Here is a 15,230-nt window from a genome sequence, read left to right on the forward strand (position 1 = left end):
GTTTACTTCAGGACTTAGAAGTCCAGATCCTCGTCCTCGTTATCTTCCCAGTCCAAGGAACGCTTAATAGCGCGCTTCCAGTCGCGGTAGAGAGCCTCTACCTCTTCCTTCTCGCGCTTCGGCTTAAACACCTTCATGTCTCCTGTCTGGCTACCCAAAACGCTCAGGTCATCCCAGAAGCCATTGTCCAAACCTGCCGCGAAGGCCGCGCCGGTCGCGGTGGTCTCGATATTCTTCGGACGGTGTACCTCCACGCCGAGCATGTCCGCTTGGAACTGCATCAGAAGTTCGTTCATGGTCATGCCGCCGTCCACGCGCAGCTCGGTGATCTCCACACCGGAGTCTGCCACCATCGCATCGGCCACGTCTCGGGTCTGGTATGCAGTGGACTCGAGCACGGCGCGGGCCAGGTGCTTACGGTTGGCAAAGCGGGTTAGACCCACGATGACGCCACGAGCATCCGGGCGCCAGTACGGAGCGAAGAGGCCAGAGAAGGCAGGCACGATGTAGACGCCGCCGTTGTCTTTAACTTCCCGCGCCAGGTTCTCGATGGATGCAGCATTCGGGATAATCTGCAGGTTATCGCGCAGCCACTGCACTAGGGAACCGCCCATGGATACGGAGCCCTCCAACGCGTAGACAGGGCGTTCGCCCTCACGCTGGAAGCACACGGTGGTCAGTAGGCCATTCTCAGAGAACTTCGGGGTGGTGCCCGTGTTCAGCAGGAGGAACAGTCCGGTTCCGTAGGTATTCTTTGCAGAGCCGGCCCGGAAGCATCCTTGGCCAAACATCGCAGACTGCTGGTCACCCAGGATGGCGCGGATAGGAACACCGGAGAGCGAACCGCGCTCACGCACGGTACGGAAATCACCGAGGGATGGGCGAATCTCCGGCAGCATGGACATTGGGATGCCCATTTCCTTGCACAGTTCCTCATCCCACTCCAGCTTTTCGATGTCCATGAGCAGGGTGCGGGAGGCGTTGGTGACGTCGGTAGCGTGCAGAGCCTCACGGCCAGCATCGCCCTCGGCTCCGCCGGTGAGGTTCCACAATAGCCAGCTGTCAATGGTGCCGAAGAGCAGATCGCCGGCCTCGGCGCGCTCGCGTGCGCCCTCGACGTTATCGAGGATCCACTTCACCTTCGGGCCGGCCGGGTAGGAGTTAATGAAAAGACCGGTGCGGCGGCGCCACTTTTCCGGGCCTTCCTCTCCCGAGAGCTCCTTACAGATGGCGGTAGTGCGGGTATCTTGCCAGACAATAGCGTTGTAGACCGGCTTGCCGGTGTGCTTATCCCACACCACGGTGGTCTCTCGCTGATTGGTGATACCTACCGAGTCAATGTCTTCCACAGTGATATCGCCATTGGCAAGAGCCTCACCGACGGCGCGACGGGTATTGCTCCAGATTTCTTCCGGGTCGTGTTCTACCCAGCCCTTTTCGGGAAAGATCTGCTCGTGTTCGAGCTGACCAACGGCAACCTGCTCGCCATCGTGGTTAAAGATAATGCAGCGCGTCGACGTAGTTCCCTGGTCGATAGCGGCGACGTATTTCTTGTTAGTCATGTGTCTAGTCTCCTATACGAAGATGGAATTAGAGCGCAACGGACAACAGGCCAACGGCTACGGCCGCGACCAATGGGGCCACGATGGGGACCCAAGCATAGCCCCAGTTCGCGCTGCCTTTGTCCTGGATGGGCAAGATGAATGCATAAGCAATTCGCGGGCCCAGATCACGGACCGGATTGATGGCATAACCCGTAGGGGTACCCAGGGACAGGCCGATCGCCACCACAACGAAAGCAACGGCAAAGTAGCCCATTGGGCCAAGCTCGCCGCCGGTGGGGCCGAAGGCAATGAACATCAACAGCACGCAGGTGGCGATGAACTCCGTCACCGCATTCCAGCCGTTCTTAGGATGTGCCGGCTTGGTAAAGAAGATACCGTTCGTGTCCTTATTGGCGCCGGTGACGTTTCCGGCGTCGTCGTAATTATTGGCGTCGAAAAGCTGCTTGAAGGCAGCCCATGCCAGGATGGCACCGAGGATAGCGCCGAGGATCTGGCCCAGGAAGTAGTACGGCACCAGAGACCACTCGAGCGAGCCATTGACGGCCAACATTACGGTGACGGCGGGGTTAAGGTGCCCGCCCGTGGGATCGGCCACACTGGCACCGACGAAGACACCCATACCCCAACCCAGGGCGATAACGACCCAATCGGAGCCGCGCGCGCCAGAGGTGCGCAGGTTTACCAGCGCACATACGCCGTTTCCTAGAAGGAGCAGCAACGCAGTGCCGATAAACTCCCACAGGAATGCATCAAATCCGGTCATAACTTATACCTCGTTTTGGGTGGGTCGGGCGGATCCTGCGCGTACCAAAATGTCATTGGCCTCACGGTCAGTTACCGCAGCTTCTGCTTCAAGTTCGGCCTGGGTGTGGGCCTTGAATTGGGATACCTCGCGCTCCTTGTCGGCGTCGCTCCAGCCCAGCAGCGGTGCTACAAAATCAGCAACGGCCGGGGCGGCATTTACGCCGCGGTCACCAAACTCGATGGCGATACGCAGACGGCGGGACAGGATGTCCTCCAAGTGCAATGCACCCTCGTGGGTGACGGCGTAGCGGACCTCGGCCCACAGGTAGGACTCTGCACCTGGCACTGGCTCGAGCAGGGAGGCGTCCTCAGTAGCTGGCGCTAGGACCTCGCCCAGCAAAGAGCCATAGCGGCCGAGCAGGTGCTCAATGAACTTCTCGCTCAGGTTGTAGCGACGGGCCAGAGATGGGACTTGGTTAGCTAGAGCATGGTAGCCAGCGGCACCCAGGATCGGGGTTTGCTCGGTGATGGACTCTGGGACCTTGGTACCCAGTTCCTTCACCGCCAGGTCCACGGCATCCTTACCGATGACGCGGTACGTGGTGTACTTACCGCCGGCGACAGAGACCATGCCTGGGGCCACGCGTGCGACGGCGTGGTTGCGGGAAAGGTTGGTGGTGGAATCGGACTTGCCGGACAGCAGCGGGCGCAGGCCGGAGTAGACGCCCACGATGTCATCGCGGGTGATCTTACGGCGTACGCGCTGGTTAACCTGGCCCAAAATATAATCAATATCGGACTTGGTTGGTGCCGGATCCGGCAGGGACAGCCCCTTTTCCCAATCGGTGTCGGTGGTACCGATGATCCAGTACTCGCCCCATGGGATAACGAAGAGGACGGACTTTTCGGTTACGAAGCACAGGGCCGCGTCCGCATCGAGCGCATCCTTTGGCACAACGATGTGTACGCCCTTGGACGCGTGCACGGTGAACTTGCCTTCCACGCCGGCCATCTCTTGAACCTTGTCATTCCACACGCCGGTAGCGTTGATGAAGACCTTGCCGCGCACAGTGGTTTCGCGCCCAGTGGCGGTATCGCGGACCTTGGCACCTACGATGCGGCCGCCGCGGTCCTTGTCAAAGCCAATGACCTCGGTATTGGTGCGGACATCGGCGCCGTACTCGGCGGCGGTACGCAGCACGGTCATGGTATGGCGGGCGTCATCCACGAGGGTGTCGTAGTAGCGAACGCCACCCACAATGGCATCATCCTTCAGGCCCGGGGTCACCTTCAGCACGCCCTTACGGGTCAAGTGCTTCTGCATTGGCACGCTCTTCGATCCGCCCATGAGGTCATAGAGCGTAAATCCACCGAACATCATGACGCGCTCCCATACATGGTGGGTCAGCGGGAAGATGAACTTCAACGGCTTCACCAGGTGAGGTGCCAGGGTAGACATGTTGAGCTCGCGCTCCTTGAGGGACTCAGCCACGAGGCGGAAGTCAAACATTGCCAGGTAGCGCAGGCCACCGTGGAACATCTTGGAGGAGCGGGAAGAGGTACCTGCGGCGAAGTCGCGTGCCTCAATGACGGCGGTCTTCAGACCGCGGGTGGCGGCATCCGCTGCCGCTCCGGCACCCACGGAACCGCCACCGATAATGACTACGTCGTAGTCCTCATCTGCGTACCCGTTCCATAGAGTTTCAAAGTATTCGGGGTTAAAGGATTGATTGCTTTGCTGGATCATTACTGACCGCATCTCCTTCCTTGGTGCTTGCATGTGCCTGGGCCATAGGTCCGTGAATGAGATGGCATAAGCACAGCTAAAAGCAGGTAATTATGGGTTCGGTGGAAAGTATCGCACCGGGGCTACAGAGACTTCATCTCCTAAAATATATGTTAGGGGTCACCGACTTGAGTTACACATGTGGTTACTCACACGTAAGTTTCAGGCCCGTAAGCAGTCAGTTTCCTTAAAATACTTAGACTTCCAAAAAGAAAACCACCCCCTCGCGGGGGTGTAAAGCGGACGAAAAACTGTCGCTATTTCTTCGCTAAACGCGCCATCGCCTCGAGTACCTCTGACATTCCGGCCTTTTCTGCCGAGTAGGTTACCGCTTGAGCACCCTTAACCACCTCTATCGGGGCAGTTTCCAAAGCCACCACCGGCATCCACTCAAGGAAGTCCTCATCCCCCGGCTCATTTGCAAAGACTAGAGTCTCTTCCGGCTCATCCTGCAGATCCTCTAGGATGCGCTCCACGCCTTGTGCCGCACTGGCGGCAGTAACGGACATTGCTGCAGCATCGAGGCGTGGCTGTGCAACATCCTCATCAATGACAATGGTCCACACGGCTTGCGGGACATCTACATCGCCCGCGGGCGATACCACTATGAGAACTTCGGCCGCCGGGTAGATATCCGCAAAAGCCTTGCGCAACCGCGGGGTCAGTGCTCCATCCTCCCAATTCAGCGCACTACTATGCGCTACCACCACACGCGGGATGGAGGAGAATTGAGCCTTCATGCGGTGCGGCAGGCGCGAGACGATAAGCCGGGATTGGGTAGCTGCTGCCAAAAGGCCCTGCTCAGCTTTAGAACCGGCCCAAATCTCTTTGCTGCTGGCGGTAATGGAAGCCTGGGTTTGCGCCACATCAGATTTCAGTTGCGCCATAACATCCGCGACCTTATCGCGACCTTCATCCAAACCACGTGTTGCCTCTTCCACCACGGCGTTGAGATTGGCTTTGATCCAATCCAAAGTCTCTGGGGCGGTGCGCGCCTTAGTCTTGGGCGCATCCTCTTCATCCCCCTTGGCGGCGGCCATGCGGTTGCGCACTAGGTCAACCGTGGTGACGGATACGCGTTCTTTAAGCCCCACCAGATCATCACGTAGCCGGCGTACGCGGTGGCGCTCAGTTTCTACTTCAGCATCCCGCTCCTCCGCTTCTTCGAGGGTGGGAGCGCCGCCGCCCTTGCGGGCGGGCACCCAATAATCGCCCGCTGGCATGGGGCCAAATTCAGCTTCGTACTGTTCCCATAGCCCTTCCAAAGCCTCTTGCATTCGGCGCCTAATCTCCGCGGTATCGGCTTCCGCATCACCAGTGGGATAGTACGGTTCTAGGGCAGTGATAAAGACTGGAGTCTTCGTCCGTCCCAGATTCTTTTTATGCCCCTTGGTCCACAGGCGCTGGGAGCCGAAGATGACCTGCGGGATTACCGGCACCCCAGCCTCATAGGCGATGCGGGAGGCACCACTTTTCATGCTGCGAATTTCGAAGCTGCGGGAAATCGTGCCTTCAGAAAACACCCCGACAAGTTCGCCCTCTTTAGCGAGCCGAACCGCCTGCCGCATTGAGGCATTGCCATCGATGCGATCAACTGGCACATGGTGCATGGCCTTGAGCAAGGGACCCGCTAGTGGGGCTTTAAAGATGCCAGCCTTTGCCAAGAAGCGCACGAGGCGCTTTTTGCGGTAAGCCAAAAAGGCCCCGAAGAGGAAGTCCATGTAGCCGGTGTGGTTACAGACCAATACCGCGCCGCCTTCATCGGGGATATTTTCTTCACCCGAAAGGCGCATTTTTAATCCCTGCGCCAGAGTCACCCCCCTACCAATGTGAGTGATCTGGCGGTACAGGAAATTCGTCGCAGCGTTCATAACTCTCCAGGACGACGGCGGACTTACTGCGGGGTGAGGACATCCTTGCCCACGAAGGGGCGCAGGGCCTCAGGGACAACGACAGAGCCGTCGGCCTGCTGGTGGTTTTCCAGAATAGCAACGAGCCAGCGAGTAGTGGCCAGGGTGCCGTTCAAGGTAGCTGCGGTTTGAGTCTTGCCGTTTTCGTCGCGGTAACGGGTGGACAGGCGGCGAGCCTGGAAGGTGGTGCAGTTCGAGGTGGAAGTCAGCTCGCGGTAGGTGCCTTGGGTAGGAACCCAAGCCTCATTGTCGAACTTGCGGGCCGCCGAAGAACCGAGATCGCCACCGGCAATGTCGATGGTGCGGTAGGGCAGCTCCATGGCTTCAAGCATGTCCTTTTCCATGGATAGAAGGCGCTGGTGCATTTCCTCCGCATCTTCAGGCTTGCAGTAAACGAACATCTCCAGCTTGTCGAATTGGTGGACGCGCAGGATGCCGCGAGTGTCCTTACCGTGGGAGCCAGCCTCGCGGCGGAAGCAGGAGGACCAGCCAGCGTACTGCAGCGGACCGTTAGAGAGGTCGATGATCTCATCCTTGTGGTAGCCGGCAAGGGCTACCTCAGAGGTACCAACCAAGTACATATCATCAGCCGGGAGGTAGTACACCTCATCAGAGTGCTGTCCCAGGAACCCGGTGCCGGACATAATGTCTGGGCGGACTAGAACTGGCGGAATCATCAGCTTAAAACCAGCTTCGCGCGCCTTCTGTGCCGCGAGCATGAGCATTCCTAGCTGCAGGAAGGCACCGTCACCAGTGAGGTAGTAGAAGCGAGCTCCACCTACCTTGGCGCCACGCTTGACGTCGATGAGGCCTAGGGATTCGCCCAGCTCAAGGTGGTCCTTCGGTTCGAAGTCGAACTCAGGAATCTGGCCGACCTCTTCCATCACCACGAAGTCATCTTCGCCGCCGGCTGGGGCACCTTCGACCACGTTATCCAGCTTGTACTGCAGCTCTTCCACCTTGGCCTCAGCGGCAGACTGTGCCTCTTCCGCTTCCTTGACCTTGGCCTTCAGCTCATTGGAGCCCTCTAGCAAAGCCGGGCGCTCTTCCGGGGAGGCCTGGCCGATCTTCTTGCCAAAAGCCTTCTGCTCGGAGCGCAGTTCGTCGGCCTTTTGAATAGCAGCACGGCGCTGCTCATCAGCTTCCAAGAGCTGGTCTACGAGGGAGGGATCCTCACCTCGATTCACCTGGGAAGCACGGACAACGTCAGGGTTTTCGCGGAGTAGCTTGAGATCAATCACGAATGTAAGTTTAGCGTATTGACAACACCTTGCGGTGGTAATAACCAGCGAATTACCATGGAGTTATGTCCGCCGTTCAGCTCCCCGCCCGCACTATTACGGACGGCCCCGTTCCAAAACACGCCCAATTGCACGATATCCTCGAAGAATTGTGCCGCACGACCCTCAAACCCGGCGATACCCTCCCCGGCGAAAGGCTCCTTGAAGAGACCTACGGGGTGTCACGTATCACAGTACGCCGCGCCATCGGTGATCTCGTCGCGGCCGGGAAATTGCGCCGCATCCGCGGTAAGGGCACCTTCGTGGCCCCCAATCCCCTAGTCTCCCGGCTCCACCTGGCCTCATTTTCAGATGAGATGGGCGCCCAAGACGTCACCGCCTCTTCTAAAATCCTTACTAGCGGCCGCAGTAGCGCCCCAGAGGATGCCGCCATCTTTTTTGATACGCCCGCTAACGCCGAACATATTCACCTGCGCCGCCTGCGCTTGGGCGATGGCGAACCGTACTCCATCGACGATGGCTGGTATAACTCCACGTTCGCGCCCAGCCTTTTGGAAAATGACATCTACAACTCGGTCTACGCCATCCTCGATTCTGTCTTTGATGTCCCCATCACCGATGCGGATCAGACGGTCTCTGCAATATCGGCCGATGCGGACACTGCCCCGCTTCTCGACGTCCCCGTGGGCACCCCGCTGCTCCACATTGTGCGCTACTCCCGCTCGGGCGATAGGCCGGTAGAGTGGTGCTCCTCGGTTTATCGCACCGACCGCTATCGCCTGACTACCCGGGTGGCTAGGGAGAACAGTCTCTAGCCAGCATCCAGGTTAAAAGGTAAGATTAGGGGCCTTATGAAGAAATCACCTGCGTGGCGTTCCGCTGTGGCCGTCCAGATTGTCTTGATTGCGGCAATCGCGGCGGCCGTTTTCATGGGCATCTACGGCGTTATCAGCTCCCAGAAATCGGGCAGCGATGAGACCACCGCTGCCCAGCAGCACGATAGCGGGGATAATTCAGAAACCGCTGCCCCTAAACCGGAACCTTTCACCGCCGCGGCCGCTGGTGCCTGCTTGACGTGGGATATCGCGAAAGATGGCTCCGCCACAGGGTTCAAGGAAGTACCTTGTTCCGAACAGCACCGCTTCGAGGTCTCCAAGACCGAAGACTTAAGTGTGTACCCCACCAGCGAATTCGGACCAGATGCTACTCGCCCGGCACTTACCCGCCAACACCAATTGCGCGATGAGCTGTGCGAATCCGCCACCGTGAACTACCTGCACGGCAAGTGGGATCCCAACGGCAAGTACGACGTAGCATCCATTCTCCCGCCGCAGTCTGCCTGGGATCGCGGCGACCGCACCCTACTCTGTGGCCTGCAAACCACCGATGACCACGGCGTACCGCAGCTTAATCACGGCAACGTAGAAGCCTCCGAGCAGGCCAACCTCACCAAGCCGGGCGAATGCTTGGCCATCGATGACAAGCAGGTTCCACACGTCGTTGAATGCGCTAAGCCGCACCAGATGGAAACCGTATCCGTCATTGATGTGGGCAAGCAGTTCCCTGATGGCTACCCGGATGGCAAGGATATGGACAAATTCCTTTCCGATACCTGCACCGCCGCTACCGAGGACTACCTCGGCGGCGAAGAACAGCTCTATCAATCCACGCTGCAACCGTTCTGGGGTTCTATCACCGAGGCCTCATGGAATGGTGGCACCAAGTCCGTCAATTGCTTCCTCGTGCATGCCCGCGCAGGCGGCGGCTTCTCTGCCATCACCGGTTCCGCTACCGGTGGCCGTCAGGCCCTGACTATCGATGGCAAGCCGCCGGAGGAGCGACCTGAGCGCAATCCGCTGCGCGAGGATAAGGACAATAAGCCAGCGCCCGAATCCGCCGCCCCTGCACCAGCCCCAGCACCCTAATGGTGGAGGTTTCGGAAGAGCGCTTCGATGAAATGGTCAACGAGGCGCTGGATCAGGTCCCCGAGGAATTTGTGCGCCGCATGCGCAACCTCGTTATTTTGGTCGAAGATGAAAACCCCGATAACCCCATGTTGCTAGGGCTCTATGAAGGCGTGGCGCTGCCCCACCGCACCTTCGATCACACTGGTTTCCTGCCCGATGCGATCTTTATTTATCGCAAGACGCTGCAGCGCTGGGCTGGTAGCGAGGAAGAACTAGCGGAACAGGTTAAAGTCACCGTCTTCCACGAGCTCGGCCACTATTTTGGCCTCGAGGAAGAGGAGCTGCACCGCCTAGGTTGGGGCTAGAGCTCCGTATCTGCCCAACGGGTCAATGTCCACTGCCCAAAGTCCTTGCCGCGCGGCTCCATCACCATGAAGCGACAATTGGGCAGATAGCCGGTATAGGCAAAGTCGGCATCAACCCCCGTGGCATGCTTGGTGACCACGCGGATGGCCGCGCCGTGGCTGACAAGGATGACATCATGGTCGTCGGCAAGCTGGCCCGCAATGCCCTCCAGCACCGGCTGGTAGCGCGCCAGCACATCCTCTAGGGTCTCGCCACCTTCCATGCCGGCGTCCTGCTCGCCATCGCACCAGCCGCGCATGGCCACCATGTGCGAACGGTGGGCATCCTCGCTGCCGTCCATTTCCCAATCGCCGGCAGAAATCTCGTACACTCCGGCAATCACGTCCACACGCTGGGAAAACTCGGGCATACCGCGCTCTTGTTCAAAGGCGCGTGCCGCCAGCATCGCAGTCTGCTGAGCGCGCAGGGCAATGGAACATTTAAATTCCACCTCGCGCTCGCCCACCAACTGCGCTAGCTCACGGCCGACCTCCGTGGCTTGGTCGCGCCCGCGCTCAGTAAGCTCGGCCCCAGGCGGGCGGGTATCAAGAAGACGAGAAATATTGGAATAGGTCTGGCCATGGCGCAGCAGGATGATTCTTCCGGGCATGCCTCTAGATTATTGGCCCCTGCGTGCCCGCGCTACCCATTCATCCGCCGCGGCAAGATCGCGCGGCGGCCTGCCTGCGGGGGTTGCCGCCGGCCAAGAACCAAGGAAGAGCACGTTCTGCGCCCGCAACCACAATGCCCGGAGCGCCTCTGCCACCGGTTGGTCTTCAATATGCCCAATGAGGTCTACATAGAAACGGTATTCCCCAAAGGCCTCCCGCTTAGGACGCGACTCGATCCGGGAAAGGTCCACCCCACGGTGCGCAAAGTCCTGCAGTGCCCCCACCAGGCTGCCCGGCTCATTAGGCAGGGTGAAGATAACACTCGTGCGATCCTGTCCGGTACGCGCGGTTGGTTTTCCCGGGCGCCCCACCAAAACAAACCGTGTTGCCGCGCCCTTTATATCCGCCACCCCCTGGGCGATGGTCTCCAAGCCAAAGATCTCGGCCGCACGCGCTGGCGCCGCCGCGGCATCAGCGTCCCCACGGGCCACAGCCTCGGCCGCAGCCGCATTGGAGCTAGCCGGCACGAACTCAACCTCCGGCAGGTGTTCTTTTACCCACCCGCGGATTTGTTGGAAAGCCACCGGGTGGGTACTGAGCCGTTTAATATCCTCCGCATCCGGCCGGGTCATGATGCTAAAGGCCACGGGGATATCCACCTCGCGGTAAATCTGCACCGGTTCTCCCTCTACAAGGGCATCAAAGGTGGTGGTTACCGCGCCATCGACGGAATTTTCAATAGCTACGCAGGCATACTCGGCCTGCTCGGCGCGCACCGCGGCCACCGCTTCCGATGGAGAGCCAACCGGCATGGTCTCTACTTCCGGCATATGCGCGGCAAACTTGTACACGGCCGCTTCCGTAAAAGTTCCGGCCGGTCCAAGGAAGGCGATGGTGGTAGTCATGCTCGTCACCTTAGCCCACTAGACTGGTGCCCCATGGACTTTTCCGTAGAACAGCTCCGCGCGGACCTGCGCGGCCTTGCCCCAGAGGAGCATGGTTTTACCTACGTGGATCTGGACCGCAAGCCTTCCGCCTACGGCCGGCTAAGCGGCTGGGTCCTGTCCGCCAAGGATCTCTGCGATGTCCGCGGCATGCCCACTACCTTGGGAAACATCGATCGTACCTACTACCCTGAGCGTAGCGATTCCTTCATAGAGGGTTTGGAAAAGCAGGGCGCGCATATCATCGGCAAGTCCTCCGCTCCGGAGCTTGGCCTGCGTGTAGATACGGAACCGGTGGGCCTGCCCCACCCCGAAAATCCCCTCTACCCCGGATGCACCCCGGGTGGTTCTTCGGGTGGCGCGGCGGTGCAAGTCGCACGAGGATTGCTGCGAGCAGCCCACGCCAGCGATGGCGGCGGATCCATCCGCGTGCCGGCCGCGGCCTGCGGCGTCGTGGGTTTCAAACCGGCGGGTGCGGAGCTAGGTGTGCAGGGCTTTATTACCCGAACCGTGGCCGATAATGCGTTTTTGCATGGCCACCGCATGATCACCCCGCGCGCCCGCATCGGTCTGCTGCTGGAGCCGTTGTTCTGCGATGCCAGCGTCGCTGCGCACCACCTCCGCGCCGCCCGCGAGGCCGCCCAGCGCCTACAGGCAGCCGGCTTTCAGGTAGCGCCCATTTCCCCCTACCCTCAGGCTCGGTCTACCTTTGCGCATTTCCGGAATATTTTTACCTCCCGCCTAGCGGAGCTTCACCCAGCAGAAGGCTACGCCGAGTGGATTGCCCAGCAGGGGCGGCGCGTCAGCTCTGCTGAGGTGGCCGCGGCGCGGGCACACGTTCGGCAGCTGCCGGACCTACTGGCCCAAGAGTGGGGCGTAGATGCCATCCTCACCCCGATGCTGACCACGGATCCACCGCGCACCGGATATTTCCTGTCTCTGTCCCATGAGGAGAATTTCGCAGCCCAGACCCAGTGGTCCCCGTGGGGTTCGCTGTTTAATATGGCCCAACTTCCCGCCATTTCCGTGCCGTGGACCATTCCCAATCACCCACCGGTGGGAGTACACCTAGGGGGCATTACGCTTTCCGACGCCTCCCTGCTCGGCCTCGCCCATATCCTGCACCCATGACCAAGTCTCTACGCGCCGAACTGCTCATCGTCCTCACCCTCACCTTTGGTATTTCCGGGGTGCGGGCGGTGTTGAACCTCATCAATTCCTTCGCCTCACCGCAGCGGCTCAATGAGCAATCGGTCACGCTCAACTCCAGCCAGTCCTCTTTAGCCTGGGTGGATATGGGCCTGCAGCTGTGCTCGGCCGCTGTACTCTGCTCCTATGGTGCCTTAGCGCTCTTCCTGCTGGCTAAGGACCATATTTTCCCGCGCGCCTACCGCGCCCGCGACTGGCTGGAGGGGGCAGGGCTTGCCGCACTTATTGGAATTCCGGGACTCGCCCTATATTTCACGGCGGTCCACTTCGGGTGGAGCAAAGAGGTTATCCCCGGCGATTTTGCCAATGCTTGGGTGCACATTCCCGTTTCCCTTTTTAAGGCAGCGGCTAATGCCTTTGCGGAGGAAACCGTGGTGGTGATGTGGTTTATGACGCGCTTGCGCCAGGCCCGTTGGTCCCTGCCGACAATACTTGCCGCGAGCTCTATCTTGCGCGGTTCTTACCACCTCTACCAAGGAGTTTCTGCTGGATGTGGCAATATCATCATGGGGTTGGTTTATGGCTACTACTACCACCGCACGGGACGGGTATGGCCGTTGGTCATAGCGCATTTTCTTATCGACGCCGTCGCTTTCGTGGGTTATTCCTTCCTGTGAAAATGCCCTTAGAGGGACGTCGCGAAGCGGGCGAAACTCCCCGCACCTTGTAAGGTATAGCGCATGACTGAATCAGGACGAGATCCGCATAGGGAGGCCCGCCGCGCCGGCGACGGTTCCTCCACTGAATTCGTCCTTGGGGCCGATGGGCGTCCCCTCAAGGATCGATACGGCCGCCCCATTCGACGCCGTTCCTCCGCCCGCCCGACGCCGCGGCGCGTCGAACCGGAACAGCAATCCTTCCGCGCTCCGCAGCCACAGCGGCAGCAACAGCCACCGCGCCGCACCCCGCCCCCAACGCCGAGCCGCTACCCGAGTCAATACCGAGCGCAGCAACGCCCGCCCCGTCGGACCGAACCCCGACCTGCGCCCCGCCAGCGCCCGCATAGCCGCCGCAAGAAGGTCAATCCGGCCAAGCGCGCCCTCGGTTGTATTGGTATGGCGCTTGTTGTCCTCTTGGTATTCAACCTCGTCTTCATGTTTTGGACCGATGCTCGCCTGACCCGTATCGAGGCACTCCCCGAAGACCAAGTGCCTAATACCGCCGGCACCAACTGGTTGCTTGTTGGTTCCGATTCCCGTCAGGGACTCAGCGAGGAACAGCAGGCTGAACTGGGCACCGGCGGCGATGTGGGCGAAGGCCGCACCGATACCATCATGCTGCTGCACATCCCTCGCACCGGCAAGGCCAAGCTTGTGTCCATTCCGCGCGATAGCTACGTAGAGGTCCCCGGTTTTGGCATGGACAAGATCAATGCCGCCTTTACCTACGGTGGACCGCAGCTACTCGCCCAAACCGTTGAAGGGACAACCGGTCTGCACATCGACCACTATGCCGAAATCGGCATGGGTGGCCTGGCCAATGTGGTCGATTCTGTCGGCGGTGTGGACGTGTGCGTGAAAGAACCCATCAATGACCCGCTCGCCGGCATCGATCTCCAAGACGGCTGCCAAAAGCTCAAGGGACGCGATGCCTTGGGCTACGTGCGCACCCGTGCTACTGCCATGGGTGACCTAGACCGCGTGCAGCGCCAGCGCGAATTCTTCTCCGCTTTGCTGGATAAGGTGGCTTCTCCTGCCACCATTATCAATCCATTCCGCGCCTACTCCTTGGTCAACCACACCGCTTCCTCGTTCATCGTGGGCAACGGTGACCACGTCTGGCATCTTGCCCGCGTGGCGCTTGCCATGGGCTCCGGTGTGGAAACAGAAACCGTCCCCATCGGTGGGTTCCAAGACACCGAGGTAGGCAACGTAGTCCTCTGGGACGAGGAAGCAGCCTCTGGGTTGTGGGATTCCCTCAAATAGGGATCAAAAAATGGCACCTCCGCCACAGGAGGTGCCATTTTTATGTCTTTAACGCAAGGTCACCTGACGAGACTTGATGTTTTCGAGCTGCTTGCGCTCATCGGCGCTGAGCTGAGCATCATTAGAAATTTCCTCCTCCAGGGCCTTATCCACGCGGGTGAGGTGGTCCTCATAGGAAGCGTGGTCAACCTCTGGATCCAAGTCAAAGACTGGGGCAATAAGGCCGTGGGTGCGGAAGACACCGGCAAACTTGGTATCTTCACCGAGGTTCAGCTCACCGCGGGCGGCTACGCGTGCCAGCGCATTCAAGAATGCGGATTCATCGTCACTCGGGCGGACCCAACGAATATGGGCCTTGCCACCGCCGGCATTTGCCCAGAAAGCAGCGCCGGTGATGTTCTCGCCCACTTCGTGGGACTCAATGACGGAATCATTAGCTGCGCGCAGGGACTGCGCAATCTGCGGGGTGACCTGTGCACCCTCCGGGATCCACCATTCGAAGTCTTGGTGCACCTGCACGTCGAGGGTAGCGGAGGCGTCGATAAGCTCTTCCAGCTTCGGCTCCGAGCCATCAGCCGCAGTGGATTCCAGGGTGGCGCCAGGCTCATTATTCTTCACCCAGTTGAGGGCAAAGGCGAGGTCGCGGCCCGGGTTATGGGTATGCGACTGTACCTGCAAGCCCACGAAGGCATCGCCGCCAAATTCGGCATCACGAATTAGCGCAGCAGAAGCACCCGGCAAGACGGTGGCTACATATACGTTCTTGTCGCAGCCCTTGACCTCAAGCTTGGCAAAAGCGGAGGGGACGAACTCCTGCATGGCGACCAGGCTGGCCTCTGCAGCAAGTCCACCGTAGGGGCGGGGATCCTTTTCTAGGGCAGCGCGCTCCTTGGCGCGGGCGGCGAGCTTTGCCTGGCGGCGGGACATGCCCTCAGGCAGCTGTTCCTTGTTCTTTTTCTTCTTGGCCATGCTTCCAAGATACC

14 protein-coding genes are annotated in these 15,230 nt (G+C 59.8%); 6 read left to right on the forward strand and 8 right to left on the reverse strand.

The annotated features are described in order from the left end of the window. Window positions 1-14: 14 nt before the first annotated feature. From glpK to serS, 5 genes are all read right to left on the reverse strand, one after another. On the reverse strand, window positions 15-1,562 hold the full coding sequence (gene glpK, locus QP904_RS03140; RefSeq protein WP_023020088.1) for a glycerol kinase GlpK: 1,548 nt from the start codon (window positions 1,560-1,562) through the stop codon (window positions 15-17). A 28-nt stretch (window positions 1,563-1,590) separates the two neighbouring features. Further along, the gene (locus QP904_RS03145) at window positions 1,591-2,328 is read right to left on the reverse strand and encodes an MIP/aquaporin family protein (RefSeq protein WP_284835524.1); all 738 of its coding nucleotides are present in this window, start codon (window positions 2,326-2,328) and stop codon (window positions 1,591-1,593) included. Between the two features lie 3 nt (window positions 2,329-2,331). Then, a complete protein-coding gene (locus QP904_RS03150; protein WP_248099950.1) occupies window positions 2,332-4,056 on the reverse strand; it encodes a glycerol-3-phosphate dehydrogenase/oxidase in 1,725 nt (574 codons plus the stop codon). A gap of 296 nt (window positions 4,057-4,352) precedes the next feature. Beyond that, the gene (locus tag QP904_RS03155; RefSeq protein ID WP_232212563.1) at window positions 4,353-5,888 is read right to left on the reverse strand and encodes a lysophospholipid acyltransferase family protein; all 1,536 of its coding nucleotides are present in this window, start codon (window positions 5,886-5,888) and stop codon (window positions 4,353-4,355) included. 101 nt (window positions 5,889-5,989) lie between these two features. Continuing rightward, window positions 5,990-7,246, reverse strand: coding sequence for a serine--tRNA ligase (gene serS / locus QP904_RS03160; protein ID WP_023020092.1), 1,257 nt, complete (start codon window positions 7,244-7,246; stop codon window positions 5,990-5,992). Window positions 7,247-7,311: 65 nt separating this feature from the next. On the opposite strand from serS, the gene QP904_RS03165 reads away from it, so the two are divergent. The 3 genes from QP904_RS03165 to QP904_RS03175 are packed head-to-tail and all read left to right on the forward strand — an operon-like array spanning window position 7,312 to window position 9,518. Beyond that, window positions 7,312-8,061 carry a GntR family transcriptional regulator gene (locus tag QP904_RS03165; protein ID WP_023020093.1) on the forward strand — a complete coding sequence of 250 codons (750 nt, stop codon included), beginning with the start codon at window positions 7,312-7,314 and terminating at the stop codon, window positions 8,059-8,061. Between the two features lie 36 nt (window positions 8,062-8,097). Then, on the forward strand, window positions 8,098-9,171 hold the full coding sequence (locus QP904_RS03170) for a septum formation family protein (RefSeq protein ID WP_023020094.1): 1,074 nt from the start codon (window positions 8,098-8,100) through the stop codon (window positions 9,169-9,171). After that, a complete protein-coding gene (locus QP904_RS03175; RefSeq protein WP_248099948.1) occupies window positions 9,171-9,518 on the forward strand; it encodes a metallopeptidase family protein in 348 nt (115 codons plus the stop codon). The genes QP904_RS03170 and QP904_RS03175 overlap by 1 nt, the downstream gene beginning before the upstream one ends. On the opposite strand, the gene QP904_RS03180 is transcribed toward QP904_RS03175, so the two are convergent. Beyond that, on the reverse strand, window positions 9,515-10,168 hold the full coding sequence (locus tag QP904_RS03180; RefSeq protein ID WP_284835525.1) for a histidine phosphatase family protein: 654 nt from the start codon (window positions 10,166-10,168) through the stop codon (window positions 9,515-9,517). The two genes, QP904_RS03175 and QP904_RS03180, sit on opposite strands and share 4 nt — an antisense overlap. A 9-nt stretch (window positions 10,169-10,177) precedes the next feature. Further along, window positions 10,178-11,074: a prephenate dehydratase gene (gene pheA / locus QP904_RS03185; RefSeq protein ID WP_284835526.1), complete on the reverse strand. Its 897-nt coding sequence runs from the start codon at window positions 11,072-11,074 to the stop codon at window positions 10,178-10,180. A 33-nt stretch (window positions 11,075-11,107) separates the two neighbouring features. On the opposite strand from pheA, the gene QP904_RS03190 reads away from it, so the two are divergent. The 3 genes from QP904_RS03190 to QP904_RS03200 all read left to right on the forward strand — a co-directional run bounded on the left by QP904_RS03190 (window position 11,108) and on the right by QP904_RS03200 (window position 14,247). Then, window positions 11,108-12,244, forward strand: coding sequence for an amidase (locus QP904_RS03190; RefSeq protein ID WP_284835527.1), 1,137 nt, complete (start codon window positions 11,108-11,110; stop codon window positions 12,242-12,244). After that, window positions 12,241-12,939: a CPBP family intramembrane glutamic endopeptidase gene (locus QP904_RS03195; protein WP_284835528.1), complete on the forward strand. Its 699-nt coding sequence runs from the start codon at window positions 12,241-12,243 to the stop codon at window positions 12,937-12,939. Before QP904_RS03190 ends, QP904_RS03195 begins: the two co-directional genes overlap by 4 nt. Window positions 12,940-13,002: 63 nt before the next feature. Then, complete coding sequence (locus QP904_RS03200; RefSeq protein WP_239206410.1) at window positions 13,003-14,247, forward strand: LCP family protein; 1,245 nt, start codon at window positions 13,003-13,005, stop codon at window positions 14,245-14,247. 48 nt (window positions 14,248-14,295) lie between these two features. Here QP904_RS03200 and QP904_RS03205 read toward each other — a convergent pair whose 3' ends face one another. Continuing rightward, on the reverse strand, window positions 14,296-15,216 hold the full coding sequence (locus QP904_RS03205) for a DUF5926 family protein (RefSeq protein ID WP_284835529.1): 921 nt from the start codon (window positions 15,214-15,216) through the stop codon (window positions 14,296-14,298). Window positions 15,217-15,230: the final 14 nt, after the last annotated feature.

The organism is Corynebacterium nasorum, assembly GCF_030229765.1.
Taxonomy (GTDB): domain Bacteria; phylum Actinomycetota; class Actinomycetes; order Mycobacteriales; family Mycobacteriaceae; genus Corynebacterium; species Corynebacterium kefirresidentii.